Source organism: Mesorhizobium sp. M0029 (genome assembly GCF_040323735.1).
Lineage (GTDB): Bacteria > Pseudomonadota > Alphaproteobacteria > Rhizobiales > Rhizobiaceae > Mesorhizobium.
The window spans coordinates 29,282-46,199 of record NZ_JAMYVF010000022.1 but is presented as its reverse complement, the minus strand read 5'-3'; the positions used below and the strand labels follow the sequence as shown (position 1 = coordinate 46,199).

Here is a 16,918-nt window from a genome sequence, read left to right as displayed (position 1 = left end):
GAGCCGTCTCTACGGCTATTCGGCTGGGGTTTTCCGAAGCTTTTCTAACACAAAGAGCTTGCCCTGGCGCACGGCGTACTCGATTGATTGCGCCTTCGCCAGATGTGCCGCAATCGAGCTGGCCAGCATGCAGCCCGTCCCGCGCATCGATGCGGCAAGACGCGGCGTGTCAAAGCGGACTGGTTCGTGATCGGGGCGCAACAGAATATCGGTTGATTGCGGTCCCGATGCATGGCCGCCCTTGATCAGCAGAGCCCGCGCGCCGGCTGCCAGCAATTCTTGGCCTTGCCACACTACGCCGTCCTCATCCACTGCCCGCTCCGAGCCAACAAGGAGTGCCAGCTCGAAGAGATTGGGGGTGACCAGACGGCAAAATGGCATCAGATCGCATTTCAGGGCGGCGATGGCGCCGGCTTCCAGGAGCGCCCGGCCTGACGTCGAGGCCAGCACCGGGTCGAGCACTGCCGGCACCTGCGGATTTTCGCGCAGCACTCCGGCAACCGCAATGACGATCTCCACCGTGGCGAGCATCCCGATCTTGATGGCCGCCACTTTGTTGGCCTGCAACCCCGCACGCATCTGACCGGCCACCAGACCGGGTTGCATAGAGTGGATTTCCATGACCGCATGGTGCGTCTGCACCGTCAGCGCGGTGACAGCAAGGCAGGTGCGCACGCCAATGGAAGAGATCGTCTCGATATCGCGTGCGATTCCAGCCCCACCGCTGGAGTCAGATCCGCCGACCACGAGCACATGCGGTTCTCGCCTCAGCGCCATGGCTTTGTCTTTTCGATCCATTCTCGCGTGCGCGCTTCGGGATTGGCATTCAACGTGATGTCGGTGACCACCGCCGCGGTGTCCGAACCAGCCGCGAAAACACCGTCGAGCCGATCGGGGTTGAGGCCGCCAATGGCGACCAATGGGATCGGCGCCACCCGATGCTTCCACTCGCTGATCCGCTCGAGCCCTTGCGGCGCCCATTTCATCTGCTTCAGGACGGTGGGATAGATGGGGCCGAGCGCGATATAGTCGGGCTCGGCAGCGATGGCCGTTTCCAGTTCTAGATGATCGTGCGTGGAAAGCCCGAGCTTCAATCCGGCGTACTTAATCGCCAGCAGGTCGGCCGCAGCCAAATCCTCCTGGCCGAGATGGACGAAGTCGCAGCCTTCCTCAATTGCCGTGCGCCAATAGTCGTTGACGATCAGTTGGCAACCATGGACCGCGCAGACGCCGTTCGCGCGGCGGATTTCCGACCGCAGCGTGGTCTCGTCCCTATCCTTGATGCGCAACTGAACCAGCTTGACGCCGAGCGGGACCAGCCGCTCGACCCAGTCAGCGCTGTCGACGATCAGGTAGAAGGGATCGAGCTTCATGAAAAAACGGCCCTGCCGATGGTCGGCGTCGACGGCACGGCGACGTCGCGCGGTTCAAGCATACCCGAGCTGAAAGCTTCACGACCGGCCTCGACCGCCTTGCCGAACGCACGCGCCATGCCGACCGGATCGGCCGCCTTGGCGACCGCGGTGTTCAGGAGTACGGCGTCAAAGCCGAGCTCCATAACGGTTGCCGCGTGCGACGGCCGTCCGAGCCCCGCATCCACGATCAGCGGAACATCTGGGAAATGTCCGCGCATCGAGCGCAGCGCCGTGATGTTGATCGGTCCGAGAGCGGAACCGATCGGCGCGCACCACGGCATCAAGACCTTGCAGCCCGCCGCAAGCAGCCGCTCGGCAACGATAAGGTCGTCGGTGGTATAGGGGAATACAGCAAAACCGTCCTCGCACAGGATGCGGGCGGCTTCGACCAGACCGAAAACATCCGGCTGCAGGGTGTCATGGTTGCCGATCACTTCGAGCTTGACCCAGTTCGTACCGAAGACTTCGCGCGCCATTTGTGCGGTCGTGACCGCTTCCTTGACGGAGTGGCAGCCAGCAGTGTTGGGCAGGATTCTGACACCAAGCGAGCGGATCAACGACCAGAATTCTTCGCCAGCCCTGCCGCCTGCCATTTCACGGCGCAACGAGACGGTCACCACCGCCGTGCCCGAAGCCCTGACTGCATAGGCAAGGATGGCCGGCGAAGGATATTGAGCCGTGCCAAGAAGCAGGCGCGACGGAAGCTCGGCTTCATAAAGCTCGATCATGGCCTAGCCGCCCTGCATGGGCGAGAGGATTTCAATCCGGTCGCCGTCGTTCAACTGGAATTCCGCCCGGTTGGCTTTGTGCACGAGGTCATTGTTGACGGCGGTCGCGAGCCAATCGCCCTCATAGTCGAGCGCGGCAAGCAGCTCGGCCAGCGTGGTGGCGGCAACCTCATGCGCTTCGCCGTTGACCATCAGTTTCATGAGCAAGCTCCTTGGTTCTGTCTTGAGTGAAAACCAGGTCGGCAGCCTGGCGCGCCATGGCGGGAGCCAGGAGAAAACCGTGACGATAGAGCCCGTTGATCGCGATGATTTCACCCTTGGTTTCGACGCGCGGCAAGTTGTCGGCAAAGGCTGGGCGGACGCCGACACCGGTTTCAACGATCTCGGCCTCGCCAAAGGCCGGGTGGAGGGCATAGGCGGTACCCAGCAGCTCCATTATGGAACGCGCCGTCACCGGTCCGGCACTCTGGCTTTCAATCATCGTCGCTCCGATCATGAAACGGTGATCGGTGCGCGGCACGGCATAAAGCGGAAAGCGTGGATGAAGCAAACGGACCGGCCGCGACAGCGAGACATCAGGCGTGCGAAGAATCAGCATTTCGCCGCGAACACCGCGCAGCCTGTCATCGGCCGCTGCCATTCCCATACAGTCTATCTGACGGGCGAAACCCGAAACAGGCCGGGCGTCGCAGCCGAAGTGGAATTTGACACCCATGGTCGCAAGCTTGTCATGAAGTGCCGCCATCGCCGGGCGTGGGTCGAGGTGAGCCTCATCGGCGAACAGCAATCCGCGGCGGAAGCGGCCGGCTAAGTCGGGCTCCAGCAAGGCAATTTCATCTTCCTCGACGCGCCGATAGCCCGTCGTGCGGCTGGCGAACCGGTCGAGCTCGCCCGCATCGCGCGGCGCGGCCAAGACCAGCGTTCCCCGTCGTGCTACCAAGCCTGGCGTTGCGGCGTCCCACCAGTCGGCGGCGTCGCTTCCGAGATCCAGCACCGGCTGCTCGGCGCTTTCACGCTCGCACCACGGCGCCAACATGCCACCGGCGAACCACGACGCATTGCCCCCAAGGGCAGGCCTTGTCTCGGCAACGGTAACCGCCGCGCCGCGTGCGGCGAACTCGAAGGCGGCGGTGAGGCCAGCAACGCCCGCTCCTTTGACCAAGACCTTCATGATGGCTCACGTGGCTGAGGTATGAGCGGTGCCCCGGTCTCGTCCGCCGGCAGGTAGAGATCACCGCCCTCGCGGTATTTCGCCGCCATCGCCGCCATGCCCTCTTTCTGCGCCTCGGCACGGATGTCGTGAGAGATACGCATCGAGCAGAATTTCGGTCCGCACATCGAGCAGAAATGCGCCACCTTGTGCGCTTCCTTGGGCAAAGTCTGGTCGTGGAAGGACCGCGCCGTTTCCGGATCGAGCGACAGGTTGAACTGGTCCTCCCAGCGGAACTCGAAGCGCGCGCGGGAAAGCGCATCATCCCTGACTTTCGCTGCCGGATGGCCCTTCGCCAGGTCGGCGGCGTGGGCGGCGATCTTGTAGGTGATCACGCCGATCTTGACGTCGTTGCGATCGGGAAGGCCGAGATGCTCCTTGGGCGTGACGTAGCAGAGCATGGCGGTGCCGAACCAGCCGATCATCGCGGCGCCAATGCCTGAGGTGATGTGGTCATAGCCCGGCGCGATGTCGGTCGTCAGCGGTCCAAGCGTATAGAACGGCGCCTCGCCGCAGACGGCGAGTTGCTTGTCCATGTTCGCCTTGATTTTGTGCATCGGCACGTGGCCAGGCCCCTCGATCATCACCTGGCAATCCTTCGCCCAGGCGATCTGCGTCAGCTCGCCGAGCGTTTCCAACTCGGCGAACTGCGCCGCGTCGTTGGCATCGGCGATCGAGCCCGGACGAAGGCCGTCGCCGAGCGAGAAGGAGACGTCGTAGGCTCTGGCGATGTCGCAGATCTCCGCGAAGTGCTCGTAGAGGAAGCTCTCCCGGTGATGGTGCAGGCACCATTTGGCCATGATCGAGCCGCCGCGCGAGACGATACCCGTCACCCGGTCGACGGTCAGCGGGATGTAATGCAGCCGCACGCCGGCGTGGATGGTGAAATAGTCGACGCCTTGCTCGGCCTGTTCGATCAGCGTGTCGCGGTAGACCTCCCAGGTCAGATCCTCGGCAATGCCGCCGACCTTTTCGAGCGCCTGGTAGAGCGGCACCGTGCCGATCGGCACCGGCGCGTTGCGCACGATCCAGTCGCGGATGTTGTGGATGTTGCGGCCGGTCGACAGGTCCATCACCGTATCGGCGCCCCAGCGGATCGCCCACACCATCTTTTCGACCTCTTCCGCCATCGACGATGTGACGGCGGAGTTGCCGATATTGGCGTTGATCTTGACCAGGAAATTGCGGCCGATGATCATTGGCTCGCTCTCGGGATGGTTGATGTTGGCGGGGATGATCGCCCGTCCGCGCGCCACCTCGTCACGCACGAATTCGGGCGTGACGAAATCGGGCAGCGTCGCGCCGAAAGCCTCGCCGTCGCGCTCAAGCTTGCCGCGCAGGATCTCGCGACCAAGGTTCTCGCGGATGGCGACGAACTCCATTTCGGGTGTGATGATGCCGGCGCGCGCGTAGGCAAGCTGCGTCACCGCCTTGCCTGCTTTGGCCCTGAGCGGTCGGTGGCGGATGGGAAATTCTGGCGTCAGGCGTTCGCCCGTCGCGAATCCGTTGTCCTCCGGCCGGACATGGCGGCCGTCGCAGACCTCGACATCGCCGCGCGCCAAGATCCATTCGTGGCGAAGCCGGGCCAGGCCTTTTTCGATGCTGGTTTCGACAGCCGGATCGGTATAGGGGCCCGACGGATCGTAGACGGTGACGGGCGGTTCGCCGGCTGTCGGATGGACGGAGATTTCGCGCATCGGCGCCCTGATCTGCGGGTGGATGGCACCGGGCTTGTGGATCTTACGCGAAGCAGGCAGCGGCCCCGTTGAGACGGCTGGGGTGAGGGCATTCATCTTGAGGCTCCTTTGCTCATGCATTGGAGACCCAGTTCTGTGCCGGAAGGATGAAAAGACGCTTCTGTCGACCTGCCGAAACAGGACCTCGGGCGTGAACTCCCGCAGAGCGCTTGCACCGTCCCTACGCCAGTATGAACTGGATCAGGTTCAACGGGTCACTGCGCCGCGAAAGCCAGCAGTATCTCAGCCCCTTGCCGGGACTCCCCTGGTGAATGCCTCAAGTTGAACGGGCCGGCGTTGTCTTGTCAAGCGCATGTTCGTCCTGCGGCGGCGGTGGGCGGCATTCAAATTGGGCCCAAATTGGGCCGACGGCCTCGCCATGGGTCGCGGAGAAGTTCCGCGGGAGACAAGGCAGGTGTGGCCAAAGCTGCATTTGCCTCGTCAAACTTGATGTGACATTGACGTAGACGGAACTGCTGCGTTTCAAGGATCTTAAGCCGTCAATGCCTGATCGGAACAGAACTGGTGGGCCGCCCGAACGCCCCACAAACATCGTGCTCTCGATCACCTCTTATTGTCGCCGGAAAAGGGGTGATCGACCATTCGATCAAGTCGACCGCTCGCTGAAGGGCGCCCTCGGTTTCAGCACGGCTGGGCGAAGTGGCAATGACATGTCCAATCCAGTCTCGGAAATCCCCCTTCCTGACGATCGGTGTCTTGGGTTCAACATTCAATTTGACCTCGGCCACACCTGATATAGCAGCTGCCTGAGTGTCGCCACCAATCCAGTCGAGGGTGCCATCTTGATCAGGAAGCAGGAATCGCGCGGCCGCAGTATGCGAATGCTTTTTGCGCAGATCCCATTCCTCGCCAATGACAAGCTTGATGTGCTCGGTGACGAGGTCGACACCGTAAGCTAACTGGACCAGTTGAGGGTCGGGCGCGCCACTAAGACGCGGATTGACTTCAATGACAACTGGATCGCGTTTCGTGCACCGGAGTTCAATGTTAGTTGGCCCCCAGCCAAGGCCGAGAGCCCGCAAACAGCTCAGCGAAACATCGGCGATGCGCTCACGCTCCTGATCGGTTAGCAGGGCCGGATACGTCACCTCACGTATGACGAAATGGGGGAGGGGACCAAAGTCATTGGCGCAAATCGCAACGACCTCATTCCCCATAACATTAATGCTATAGAACGGGCCCTGTGCGAATTCTTCGACGAGTATTTTCGGTGTAGACCGCCATATGTGCTTTCCGCCCAATAGATGGGTCGTATGTTCGGCTACGTCTTCGAGGCTGCGGCACAATCGGACACCCATGCTGCCGCTGCCTACTGCCGGCTTAAGAATCACGGGCAGGCCGATCTCTGCAGCCGAGCTTTCTACCTCCGCCGCATTCGCTGCCAACCGATAGGCCGGTATTGGAACGCCGGCCTGCGCGAGGAGTTGGCGTTGCTTGAATTTGTCGCAGCTTCGTTCAATCGATTCAGGGTTCGGTCCCGGTAGATCGAAATGCCGGCAAAGCTTGCCAACTGTCGCATAGATCGATTCATGGTCCCCGGCAAAGCCAGTAATGCCAGCAATGTCGTGGGTAGCACGCAGCCGCGAACTTTCGCGGACCAACGCTTCGAGATTGCCAGTGTCGACACGGATTGCCTCAACGTTTTCCGCCGAAAGATAGTCGTACCGAGGTGGATCAGCCGTCAGAGTAATTGGATGAAGACCAAGACACTGAGCCGCTTGGACGTATAGCTGACCAGTACCCCTATGGCCTTCGACCAATATGAGCGCTCTTCTTCTTACCATTGCTGTTAATCCCGATGTTGCGTGCTGGCGGCGGTCCGAGGGTACCGGTGTCACTTTTGTGGCCGTGCCGGACCTCAGACTCGGGGTGCCGTACCATTGTCAACGACTGACGGTTGTAAAAATCTTGTAAATTGATTTGAAGGATCTGTTGCAGCGTTTTTGATTAGGGCGGCGTCGGAGGCTTGCTCCGTTCAAACCAGGTTAGCTGGGGTTGGTGTGTGATCCCGTGGGCCTGGGCGTGACCTACCCCTCGGGTAGGGCACGCCAAGCCACATCAAACTCGCAGCACAAGAACATGCGCTCTGGTCATACCGGCTCATGGTGAGCCCTGAATCTGGAACCGGCCCGATGTGTAAGCAGCGAGTCGTCAAACGGCCCCATTCAATCATGGAGTCACATCATTTAAGATCGCGAAAGCTGTCATTGCGGGTTACGGAACTGCTTTCCGATGACATTCGAAGATGCGATCGGGCGTCAGAACCGGATCGCTGACCGCCGCTTCCACCTCGGCGAGCCCGGCTGATATAATCAGGTCTGAGGCTGCGCGCCCTGTCGTTCCCAGCATTTACATTAGGCAGCCTTGCCAAGATTGTCCCGCAGCAGAACCTGCCTGAGCGCATCGACGAACGTCCGAATATCTGTCGTACTATGGGCAGGCGTAACCGTCACCCTGAACCGCTCGGTTCCCACCGGAACACTCGGCGCCAGAATTGGCTGAACGTATATTCCATGCTGATCCAGAAGCTGGCGGGACGCTTCCTTGCAACGGAATGGATCACCAATAGGCACAGGAATGATGTGGCTTCGGGTCGGCATGACGGGGATGCCCGCCTCTTTCAGCAATCCGATTAAAAGTTTCGTTTTCCGGTGCAGATCAATTCGTTCTGAATCTGAATCGCGAAGATGGCGCAGCGCTGCCAGCGCACCAGCCGCTAGCGCTGGCGCAAGCGCCGTGGTGAAAATGAAACCGATCGAGAAGCTTCGTATGCTGTCAACAATGGAGGCAGGTCCGGTCACATAACCCCCCATCGAGCCGAACGCCTTACCTAGCGTCCCTTCGATGATGGTTGGACGATCCATGATGCCAAGTTCCGCGGCAATGCCGGCGCCTTTCGGACCGTACATTCCCGATGCATGAACTTCATCCAGAAACGTCATTGCGCCAAATTCGTCCGCCATGTCACAGATATCTTTGATCGGTGAAATGTCACCGTCCATTGAATATACCGATTCAAAAACAATGATCTTGGGTCTTGCAGGATTTACGCTGCGCAGAAGCTCCCGCAAATGCGCAACGTCGTTATGCTGGAAGACGCGCTTTTCGGCCCGGCTGTTGCGGCATCCTCTAATAATTGAAGCGTGGTTGTGCGCGTCAGAAAATATAATTGTGTCCGGCATCAAAGATGCCAATGTACTCAATGATGAATCGTTTGAGCTGAAGCCGGAAACAAAAATCAATCCTGCTTCCTTGTTGTGGAAAGCTGCAAGCTCCCGCTCGAGCAACACGTGATAATGGTTGGTGCCACCAATGTTGCGGGATCCTCCCGATCCTGCGCCGTTGGCATCGATGGCGCGCTTCATTGCCGATAGCACTTTGGGGTGCTGCCCCATACCGAGATAATCATTAGTGCACCAAATGGTTATCTCTTTTTTCGGCCGTCGGGCCTATTGAGCCAGGCCTTTGGGAAGTTGCCAGACTGACGCTCCAGATCGGCAAATTCACGATACCCGCCACGGCCTTTGAGTTGCTCGATTCTTCCGGCGAAATACTGCACATAATCCAAATCAATCTCCTGTTGGGAAGCCGTTTTTCGGCGCGCTCAGTGCTGCTTCACAGCGCACCTGCGCCGGCCCATCGCGTCGCATCCCTCGACAAGCACCAGCAAGATTGGATTTCGACTACGCGCTTGATCTTGCGGGGGTTTCGGCCGCTCCAGCTAATTCGGGTAACGCGCCCCAAAGTGCAAGTGAAGAGAATGTTAAATCTATTTGTTACTGAAATGTCTGAAATTGCATGAGTGTCGCAAGCGATTTCATAATTCTGGCCAGTCGTCGTTCGATTCCTGTCGCGGCCTTGTCAGAGCTGCGCTCGGCGGGCTTTCGGGCCCGAGAGCCGCAATGCGCGAGGGCCGCGTCTTGTCGCGCAACAGCCCTTGAAGCCCTTCGGCGGCGAAACGCTCTGCAAACGCCATACGCAGCTTTTGGACGTGCTGGCCTGCCGGATCATCTTGACGGTGCCGACGTCATCGTCGGTCCAGCCGGTTCGGAGTCGCCTCAGAATCGGAAATTTCTGCCCATCAGACTGGAAATTGACATGTAAGCTTCCCGGCTCCTTCAGATGTCATCATCTCTCGCACACCAACTCATGCCACGCAGATGAGATCGCGCCTTTTTCTGTCGTCACATTCCATTGTCAGAATCGGAAAAGAAGGGTCTCCTTGTTTTTATATGAAACAAAATTTCACAAATAATTATGAAAACGGACATGTTTGCTGCAGACAATTAACGTGCACGTACTTGTCTGCCGCTGCATAACGAAATATAGGCAGCGATTATAACTTATAAACGTAGTGAAACGCGTAAATCGACATTTCCATAGAGCTGCAGCAGAGGCGAGGGGAGTCCCATGGGCCCTATGAAGATGCAGCCCGAGGAGATGGGCAGCCTGTCCGCGCGGATTTACAGCAAGGTGCGGGATGGCTTGATCATCGGCAATTTCGCGCCGGGCGATCGTCTCCTTATGCAGGATCTTGCCGGGCAGCTCGGAACCAGCATTACGCCGGTGCGCGAAGCCTGTCTGCGGCTCGTCAGCGAGCAGGCGCTCGAGTTGCGCTCCGGCAGGTTCGCCGCGGTGCCAGACCTCAGCCGCGCCCGCTACATTCAGATCAAGCTGATCCGCGTGGCACTTGAAGGGCTTGCGGCAGAACACGCTGCCGACCATTTTGCCCCCGCCGATCTCGAACAGCTTGAGACCTTCCGCGCCTCATTTGTAGAGAGCCATAAGGCCGGTAATATCAAGGAAGCGCGATCCTCCAATCGCGCTTTCCACTTCGGCGTCTACCGCCTGTCGCGTATGCCGATGCTGATCGGACAGATCGAAAGCATGTGGGCCTCGATGGGTCCAATCCTTAACGTTTACGATCGGGAAATTCCGCGCGGGTACACCGGCGCGGAAGAACATGACCATCTCATCGAGGCCTTGAGGACTGGCGACAGGAAGAGGGCCCGCGAGGCGATCGAGAACGACATCCAGCGAGGCTCACATGGTTTTCTGCGCTATTTCGACGAGCGCGGCTCCGGCTGAGCTGAATTGCCCTAAGCACCATCGATCTGCGCGACGCGCGGTGTGCGCAGGCCGGCTGTTTCCCCGCCGTCTACAGTCACCACCGTGCCGTTGACATAGCTCGATTGATTCGAAAGTAACCAAGCGACCACATCAGCGATCTCTTCAGGGGCACCGAAGCGGTTGGCAGGGATCCGCAGTTCGAGCTGCTTCTTGCGCAGTGCATCGCTTATGATGTTGCCCATCATGCGTGTTTCGATCTGGCCGGGGCAGACAGCGTTGAAGCGGATCTCCTCGCCGAACTCCAGCGCGAGGGCCTGCGTCAGCCCGATGACCGCGGCCTTTGAGGCGCAGTAGGCAGCGAGCCCTTCTTCGCCCGTCTTTCCGGCGATGCTGGCCATGTTGACGACTGAACCCCTCCCGAGCCGCAAGCCGTCCAGCGCATGACGGATGAAGAAAAAGACGCTGCGTGCATTAACCGCAAGGACCTCATCCCAATCGTCCTGGGTGGCGGTGGCGAAGGCAATGCGCTTCGACATGCCGGCATTGTTCACGAGCCCCGCGAGCCGGCCGTTGCCAAGTTCAAGCGCACGGTCGACGACACGGCGGCAATCGTCTTCACGGATAATGTCACCGGCAACGAACGTGACACCGTGATTGGCGCGTTCGAGCGCCGCGCCCGCTTCTGCATCTCGGCCGGTCGCCACCACTCTGGAACCGGCAGACGCAAGTTTCTCCACGCAGGCCCGCCCAATCCCGTGCGTGGCGCCTGTTACGATGATCATTCCAATTCACTCCATTACGTATTTGGCAACCGCACAGTTTGGGGGGCTCGCTTTTGGGCCAATCCCCGCCCCATCAAATCATGACGAACAACGTTGTCGTCACCTAGGATCAGTGGATCAATTGTGACGCAGGTTAAAGCCGGTGGACTGGCCCAAGCGCCGGGCCGTCGGCCCAACGGCTGGATTGGCGATACTGCGCATGTGGCCATGTCTTTCCTCGCGTGATGGGGTGTTCCCTAGAAGCGGAGCGATATGCGGGTGTGACGACCGATAAGGCGGACCGGCTATTCCGATAGGGACATGCATACTGTCGCATGACCGACTCGTCATCCCCGCAAGGCCAGTAATGCCAGAAGTGCTGCACAATACGCCAAGAACGCACACCGACCAATCAGTGTTTCGACTGTTCGCCGTACACGGGATCGGCCTCTCAGCTGGCAAAACCATGTCGCAATGGCTGGACGTGCATCGCGATTTGCGAGCCTGGTGACGCGGGACTTGCGCCGGCACGCCATCAAGGGAACCGGCCGCGACGGCTTGCCGGCGGAGGCTGTGCTGCCCTGCCCCTGCTCAAGCAGCACCACCCACTAAGCATCGGGAACCCGCGTTCCATTTAGAAGCCTCCACGTTGCGGGCCTTTGCCCGGCTGCCGGGAGAATGAAGTCGCAAGACAACACCCGCAATCCGGGCGCCGACCTCTAGGAAGAACTCAGGCTGGCAAGCGCCAGACGAGAGAAGTTGGAAAGCGGCACGGTCGTGCGCGGGGAACCGTCATTTCAACAATCATCCGACCGCAGCGTGTTATGGCACGCTGCGGTGCGGTTCAGCGCGGCTGTTGCAGCACGCGAATGCACTGGGCACATCTCCTCCCTAAAGACACTATGACGATTTGGTCGATAGCGAAGTGCGGCTGCTGACCAATGGCTCTGTATTCGAAGGCCACGCTGATCGCTTTGACTTATTCGCCGGCGCTTGATGTCAGGCAACTCGATCGACAAGCCGCATACCGGTCGGTCGCGAGGAAGCCCACATCGCCGCGGCCAGTTGCATGGCTGCTGTCTCCGACCTCGTCTTTCGTCAAATGGATTGTGATCCCGGTCGAGGCAGCGAAACCGCGATTGAAGACACTTTCCCGGCTGAGCACCGGCTAATGAAAAACCCTATTGACTTATAACTTATAAGTAGTACGGTAGCGCTGTGAAAATGAACAACGGCGCGGATGGCCCTGAAGGCGAACTCGCCTAGACGGTACTACGATCCGCCAGCAAGCCTCTGCTCCCAAGGCAGACCGCGGAGCCGGCGAAATCGCCGGCTCCGGACCCGGGAACACACGAAAATGGGGAATCACATGACCAAGAATCACGCTTTCCGATCCATCCTCGCGGCGGCTTTCGTCACCGGCGTGGCCGTCCTGCCCAACGCCGCCCAGGCCAAGGATTGGTGGCCCTTCAAGATCAACGCGGCCAAAGGCGGCGATCTGAAAAAAGTCGAGGCACTCGACTATGTGCCGCTGGAAAAGGCCGAGAAGCCTTGGAACCTGTGCGTCTTGTTTCCGCACCTCAAGGACAGCTACTGGGTCTCGGTCGACTATGGTATCGTTGAGGAAGCAAAGCGCCTGGGTGTCAAAGTGACGGTCCTGCAGGCTGGCGGCTATGACGCGCTGCCCAAGCAGCTGTCGCAATACGACGATTGCGTCGCATCCGGTGCCCAGAGTATCCTCGTCGCCGCCATCTCGGAAGCCGGTCTGGCGGCCAAGCTGAAGGAGGGCGACGCCAAGGGCCTTGTCCAGATCGCCGTCGCCAATCCCATTCTGGAAACTCCGATCACCGCGCGCATCACTCCCGATACCTACCAGAAGGGTTTTCAGGAGGGTGAGTACCTCAAGAAGTATCTCGGCGACAAAAAGACGACCGCGATCGGCCTGCCGGGTCCGCAGGGATCGGGTTGGGCGGAGAGCTATATGGCGGGCTTTCGCGACAGCATCAAAACCGGCAACATCAAGCTCGCGGCCGAGCTCTATGGTGAGCCCGGCGTTCCGCAAAGCCTGCGCCTCATCGAGGACGCCCTGCAGACCTATCCCGATCTCAATGTCATCTGGGGCGGGGCTGCTGCGGCGGAAGCGGCCGTCAGCGCCGTCGCCGACGCTGGCCGCGACGATGTCGTGATCATGTCGTCTTACGAGAACCAGACGATGCTGAAGCTGGTCAAGGAAGGCAAGGTGCTTGGCTTTGCCGCCGAGTATCCGGTGATGATGGGCCGCATCAGCGTCGACCTCGCGGTGCGCGCCTTGGAAAAGAAGGACTATGAGAAGGTTCTGCTGGTCGCGCCGGGTATCGTGACCAAGGACAACGTCGACAAAATCGACCCGACGCAGATTTTCGCGCCCGATGGGTGGAAGCCTGAATTTTCGGTACAATAGCCACATCTTCGATGGGCGGTAGACCTCGGCCTTGGCCTGCCGCCCGTTTTGCTTCGAGTTCGGTGGTGTCAGCGATGCTTGAACTTACGCGTATGACGAAGCGTTTCGGGGGTGTGGTGGCGCTTGACGGCGTCGACTTCTCGCTGTTGAGCGGTGAGGTCCATGCCCTTCTCGGTGAAAACGGCGCCGGCAAGTCGACGCTCATCAACCTGATAGCGGGAACGTATGGCTGGACCGAAGGCTCGTGCCGTATCGACGGCCAAACCGTTTCCGCGCTGACCCCACAGAAATCCCGCGATGCCGGCGTCGCGGCAGTGTTCCAGGAATTTAGTCTCGTCCCCGACCTCACGGTCGAGGAGAACCTGTTTCTTGGACGCGAGTTGAAAGGGCGGCTTTTCCTGAACCGGCGCGCGATGCGCGCCCGCGCCGAGGAACGCTTCCGCGAAATTGGCTTTCACGTCGAGCTGGACAGCAAGATCGAAACGCTGACCCGGGCGCAAAAGCAGATGGTCGAGATTGCCAAAGGCATGCTTTCGGATGCCAAGATACTCATCCTGGACGAACCGACCGCGTCGCTCACCGACGGTGAAGCGGAAAAACTTTTCGCCGCCATCGCGGGTCTCAAGGCCCGGGGCGTCGGCATTATCTATGTGTCGCACCGCATGGCCGAGATCCGTCGGCTCGCGGATCGTGTCACGGTGCTGCGAGGAGGGCGTAAGATCGATACCGTGGCCATCGCCGCGGCATCCGATGCTGCGCTCATTGAGATGATGGTCGGCCAGCCGGTCGAGCGAATCTACCCGTCAATCAGCCAGCGCCCCGCCGAGGTCGTGCTGGCGACCAGAGGGCTGCGTGTCTCCGGTAGCGTGTCAGATGCCTCCATCACGGTCAGGGCTGGAGAAATCGTCGGCCTGGCGGGCCTGGTTGGCTGCGGTCGTAGCGAACTTTGCCGGGCCGTGTTCGGCCTGGAGCGGGTGACGTCCGGTGAGATCGAACTCCATGGCGCGGTGGTAAGAGCGCCAGTCCCGCACGGCATGTTGCGTGCTGGACTTTGTTACTATCCAGCTGATCGCGGCGCCGAGGGACTGGCGCTTGGCCGTCCGGGCCGCGAGAACGTGACCATGGCCGCGCTTGACGACCCGAGACTGTCCCACGCCGGACTGCTCAAGTCATGGCGCGAGCGCCGGGCGATAGCCGGGCCGCTGAAGACACTGGGTTTGCGACCTATGGCGCCGGAACGCGCGGCGTCGTCGTTTTCGGGAGGAAACCAGCAGAAACTCGTGCTGGCGCGCGGTCTGATGCGCCCAGTCTCGGTCCATATTTTCGATGAACCGACGGTTGGCATCGACGTCGGCGCCAAAAGCGAGGTCTACCGGCTTATGAAAAGCCTGGTGGAGAATGGCGCGGCCATTCTGCTGTCATCGTCCGAACTGCCGGAGCTCGTTCACCTGGCCAACCGCGTCTACGTCATGCGTGAAGGGCGCATAGTCGCCGAACTCAAAGCCGACGGCATCACCGAAGCCTCCGTGCTGCGTCACTATTTCGACGCCCAAACCGGCGCCACGGAGGCAGCATGAGCCCTGACATGCTGCGGCGCCGTTTTCTGGAAACAGGCGGGATCGTCATCCTGCTTCTGGTCGCGGTCGCGGCGGCGGCCGCGATCATCGAACCGCGTTTTCTGAACCGCCTGAACATCCTCAACGTCCTGCGCAATTTCTCCTTCCTGGCGGTTCCGGCGATCGGCCAGATGATCGTCATGACCACCGGTGGTTTTGATCTGTCGGTCGGCGCCACGATGGCGTTGGCGTCCGTGGTCACGGCCGCGGCGATGGCCGCGATGCCCGACGCGGATGGGCTCCAGCTGCTGGTACCGGTGGCGCTGGCCTTGGCCAGCGGCGCCTGTGTTGGCCTGGTAAACGGAACGCTGGTGGCGCGGCTTTCCCTATCACCTTTCATGGTGACGTTGGCATCGTTGTCGATCGTCGCGGGAATTACGCTCTATTACACGCAGGGTATCCCGATCTATGGCGTTTCCGACGCCTTCGTCGATGCCATCGGGCGAGGGCAGGTGCTTGGCCTGCCGCCGGTCTTGCTGCTGGCGATCGTGGTGATCGCCATCGCCATCATTCTGCAGCGTCGGACCGCGCTCGGGCGCCACTTCTACGCCGTCGGCGGCAATGTCGGCGCCGCCCGGCTGTCGGGAGTGCGCACACACCGTGTGCTGATAACCGCCTATGTGCTCTCCGGTTTTCTGGCCGCGCTCACCGGTGTGCTGATCACCGCTCGCATCGGTTCTGGCCAGTCGACGATCGGCGGGACGCTGGGACTGGAGACGATCGCAGCGGCGGTGATCGGCGGCGTTTCATTGCGCGGTGGCTCAGGCCGCGCCGAGAACGTCGCCATGGCGGCGCTGTGCCTCTCAATCATCGCCAATGCGATGAACCTCACGCAGATCGACAGCAAATTCCAGACGCTGGTTCTCGGTTCCGTGCTCATCGGCGCACTGGCTTTCGACCGAATTGTTCAGGGGAGGCGGGCCAATGTCTGATCGTCCAGACATGGCGGCTCCGGTTGTTCTTGACCGCGCTCGCCCGGACATCCGCCAGTTCGCGGCGCAGGCCAAGCTGCCGGGGCTCGTATTCCTGGCCCTGCTAGTTCTCGGTCTGCTCGACCCGCGCATCGTTTCAAGCGGCAATCTCTGGAACATCGCGATCCAGACCAGCTATCTCGCACTCTTCGCCATGGCGCAGACCATGGTGCTGCTGACGCGCGGCTTCGACCTGTCGCTTGGTTTTACTGTCTCGCTCGTCAGCGTCATATCGGCGATGGTGATGACCGGAACCGGCGATATGCCCATCCTGTGGGGAATCGCCGCCGGCCTCGGCGTCGGGCTGCTGATCGGCGGGCTGAACGGCTTCCTCATCGCCGGTATCGGCATCAATCCACTCGTGACGACGCTCGGCATGGCCAACATTGTCATGGCGCTGGCGGCAACCGTCAGCGGCGGCTTTCCCGTGCCGGGCATTCCCGAAGCCTTCACGGAGGCCTTGGCGGAGGGACGGGTGATCGGCATTCCGGTGCCCATCGTGTTCGCCGCGCTGTGTTTCGCACTGCTGTTCCTGGTCCTGCGCTTCACCGTGTTCGGCCGCGGCCTGTATCTCATCGGTGCCAACCCGCGCGCGGCGAAGGCGGCGGGCGTTCGCACCGGACGTGTCGTTGCGATCGACTACGTGGTCTGCTCGCTGCTGGCCGCGATTGGCGCCATGCTGCTCACCGCGCGCACCGGGTCGGGCGAGCCCAACCTTGGCGGCAACCTGACCCTGGAATCGATAGCGGCGGCGGTGGTCGGTGGCGTGCGGCTGACCGGCGGCGAGGGAGGCGTCACGGCGGCTCTGCTCGGTGCCCTGTTCATCACGGTCATTTCCAACGCCATGAATCTCATGCAGGTCGACGGCTATCTGCAGCAGGTTCTTTTGGGCCTCATCATTCTGGCCAGCCTGATACTGGGCCGCGATCACAAGAAACGCTAACAGCTTC

The 16,918-nt window shown here is 60.7% G+C and carries 13 protein-coding genes, 2 pseudogenes and 1 riboswitch; of the genes and pseudogenes, 6 read left to right on the top strand and 9 right to left on the bottom strand.

Going from position 1 to position 16,918, the window contains the following annotated elements; translation table 11 throughout:
- Nucleotides 1–15: 15 nt before the first annotated feature.
- The 8 genes and pseudogenes from NKJ76_RS27390 to hemA form a co-directional block, all read right to left on the bottom strand.
- A complete protein-coding gene (locus NKJ76_RS27390) occupies nucleotides 16–777 on the bottom strand; it encodes a hydroxymethylpyrimidine/phosphomethylpyrimidine kinase (RefSeq protein WP_352538849.1) in 762 nt (253 codons plus the stop codon).
- The gene (locus NKJ76_RS27385) at nucleotides 768–1,373 is read right to left on the bottom strand and encodes a thiamine phosphate synthase (RefSeq protein ID WP_352538815.1); all 606 of its coding nucleotides are present in this window, start codon (nucleotides 1,371–1,373) and stop codon (nucleotides 768–770) included. Before NKJ76_RS27385 ends, NKJ76_RS27390 begins: the two co-directional genes overlap by 10 nt.
- Complete coding sequence (locus tag NKJ76_RS27380; protein WP_352538814.1) at nucleotides 1,370–2,143, bottom strand: thiazole synthase; 774 nt, start codon at nucleotides 2,141–2,143, stop codon at nucleotides 1,370–1,372. Before NKJ76_RS27380 ends, NKJ76_RS27385 begins: the two co-directional genes overlap by 4 nt.
- A 3-nt stretch (nucleotides 2,144–2,146) precedes the next feature.
- A complete protein-coding gene (thiS, locus tag NKJ76_RS27375) occupies nucleotides 2,147–2,344 on the bottom strand; it encodes a sulfur carrier protein ThiS (protein ID WP_023685606.1) in 198 nt (65 codons plus the stop codon).
- Entirely contained in the window at nucleotides 2,313–3,314 is a 1,002-nt protein-coding gene (thiO, locus tag NKJ76_RS27370) for a glycine oxidase ThiO (protein ID WP_352538813.1), read from the bottom strand. Before thiO ends, thiS begins: the two co-directional genes overlap by 32 nt.
- Complete coding sequence (gene thiC, locus NKJ76_RS27365; protein WP_352538812.1) at nucleotides 3,311–5,146, bottom strand: phosphomethylpyrimidine synthase ThiC; 1,836 nt, start codon at nucleotides 5,144–5,146, stop codon at nucleotides 3,311–3,313. Before thiC ends, thiO begins: the two co-directional genes overlap by 4 nt.
- A 103-nt stretch (nucleotides 5,147–5,249) precedes the next feature.
- Nucleotides 5,250–5,366, bottom strand: a riboswitch (TPP riboswitch).
- Between the two features lie 223 nt (nucleotides 5,367–5,589).
- Nucleotides 5,590–6,894: an ATP-grasp domain-containing protein gene (locus NKJ76_RS27360; RefSeq protein ID WP_352538811.1), complete on the bottom strand. Its 1,305-nt coding sequence runs from the start codon at nucleotides 6,892–6,894 to the stop codon at nucleotides 5,590–5,592.
- A gap of 570 nt (nucleotides 6,895–7,464) precedes the next feature.
- Nucleotides 7,465–8,678, bottom strand: a pseudogene (gene hemA, locus NKJ76_RS27355) (5-aminolevulinate synthase).
- An 851-nt stretch (nucleotides 8,679–9,529) separates the two neighbouring features.
- Here hemA and NKJ76_RS27350 point away from each other — a divergent pair.
- Nucleotides 9,530–10,198 carry a GntR family transcriptional regulator gene (locus NKJ76_RS27350; RefSeq protein ID WP_352538810.1) on the top strand — a complete coding sequence of 223 codons (669 nt, stop codon included), beginning with the start codon at nucleotides 9,530–9,532 and terminating at the stop codon, nucleotides 10,196–10,198.
- 11 nt (nucleotides 10,199–10,209) lie between these two features.
- On the opposite strand, the gene NKJ76_RS27345 is transcribed toward NKJ76_RS27350, so the two are convergent.
- A complete protein-coding gene (locus NKJ76_RS27345) occupies nucleotides 10,210–10,962 on the bottom strand; it encodes an SDR family NAD(P)-dependent oxidoreductase (RefSeq protein WP_286461381.1) in 753 nt (250 codons plus the stop codon).
- A 365-nt stretch (nucleotides 10,963–11,327) separates the two neighbouring features.
- Here NKJ76_RS27345 and NKJ76_RS27340 point away from each other — a divergent pair.
- From NKJ76_RS27340 to NKJ76_RS27320, 5 genes and pseudogenes are all read left to right on the top strand, one after another.
- Nucleotides 11,328–11,833: pseudogene (locus NKJ76_RS27340) on the top strand (ISNCY family transposase); the annotation flags it as partial.
- 477 nt (nucleotides 11,834–12,310) lie between these two features.
- On the top strand, nucleotides 12,311–13,381 hold the full coding sequence (gene torT / locus NKJ76_RS27335; RefSeq protein WP_352538809.1) for a TMAO reductase system periplasmic protein TorT: 1,071 nt from the start codon (nucleotides 12,311–12,313) through the stop codon (nucleotides 13,379–13,381).
- A 92-nt stretch (nucleotides 13,382–13,473) separates the two neighbouring features.
- Nucleotides 13,474–14,958 (top strand): sugar ABC transporter ATP-binding protein, encoded by a 1,485-nt coding sequence (locus NKJ76_RS27330; protein ID WP_352538808.1) that lies wholly within the window; start codon nucleotides 13,474–13,476, stop codon nucleotides 14,956–14,958.
- Nucleotides 14,955–15,929, top strand: a complete 975-nt coding sequence (locus tag NKJ76_RS27325) for an ABC transporter permease (RefSeq protein ID WP_352443110.1) — start codon at nucleotides 14,955–14,957, stop codon at nucleotides 15,927–15,929. Before NKJ76_RS27330 ends, NKJ76_RS27325 begins: the two co-directional genes overlap by 4 nt.
- Nucleotides 15,922–16,911 (top strand): ABC transporter permease, encoded by a 990-nt coding sequence (locus tag NKJ76_RS27320; RefSeq protein WP_352443109.1) that lies wholly within the window; start codon nucleotides 15,922–15,924, stop codon nucleotides 16,909–16,911. The genes NKJ76_RS27325 and NKJ76_RS27320 overlap by 8 nt, the downstream gene beginning before the upstream one ends.
- Nucleotides 16,912–16,918: the final 7 nt, after the last annotated feature.

What these genes read in the sequence shown, in the direction of transcription:
- NKJ76_RS27390 (WP_352538849.1), bottom strand. Translation starts at nt 777, where the DNA reads ATGGCGCTGAGGCGAGAACCGCATGTGCTCGTGGTCGGCGGATCTGAC.
- NKJ76_RS27385 (WP_352538815.1), bottom strand. Translation starts at nt 1,373, where the DNA reads ATGAAGCTCGATCCCTTCTACCTGATCGTCGACAGCGCTGACTGGGTC.
- NKJ76_RS27380 (WP_352538814.1), bottom strand. Translation starts at nt 2,143, where the DNA reads ATGATCGAGCTTTATGAAGCCGAGCTTCCGTCGCGCCTGCTTCTTGGC.
- thiS (WP_023685606.1), bottom strand. Translation starts at nt 2,344, where the DNA reads ATGAAACTGATGGTCAACGGCGAAGCGCATGAGGTTGCCGCCACCACG.
- thiO (WP_352538813.1), bottom strand. Translation starts at nt 3,314, where the DNA reads ATGAAGGTCTTGGTCAAAGGAGCGGGCGTTGCTGGCCTCACCGCCGCC.
- thiC (WP_352538812.1), bottom strand. Translation starts at nt 5,146, where the DNA reads ATGAATGCCCTCACCCCAGCCGTCTCAACGGGGCCGCTGCCTGCTTCG.
- NKJ76_RS27360 (WP_352538811.1), bottom strand. Translation starts at nt 6,894, where the DNA reads ATGGTAAGAAGAAGAGCGCTCATATTGGTCGAAGGCCATAGGGGTACT.
- NKJ76_RS27350 (WP_352538810.1), top strand. Translation starts at nt 9,530, where the DNA reads ATGAAGATGCAGCCCGAGGAGATGGGCAGCCTGTCCGCGCGGATTTAC.
- NKJ76_RS27345 (WP_286461381.1), bottom strand. Translation starts at nt 10,962, where the DNA reads ATGATCATCGTAACAGGCGCCACGCACGGGATTGGGCGGGCCTGCGTG.
- torT (WP_352538809.1), top strand. Translation starts at nt 12,311, where the DNA reads ATGACCAAGAATCACGCTTTCCGATCCATCCTCGCGGCGGCTTTCGTC.
- NKJ76_RS27330 (WP_352538808.1), top strand. Translation starts at nt 13,474, where the DNA reads ATGACGAAGCGTTTCGGGGGTGTGGTGGCGCTTGACGGCGTCGACTTC.
- NKJ76_RS27325 (WP_352443110.1), top strand. Translation starts at nt 14,955, where the DNA reads ATGAGCCCTGACATGCTGCGGCGCCGTTTTCTGGAAACAGGCGGGATC.
- NKJ76_RS27320 (WP_352443109.1), top strand. Translation starts at nt 15,922, where the DNA reads ATGTCTGATCGTCCAGACATGGCGGCTCCGGTTGTTCTTGACCGCGCT.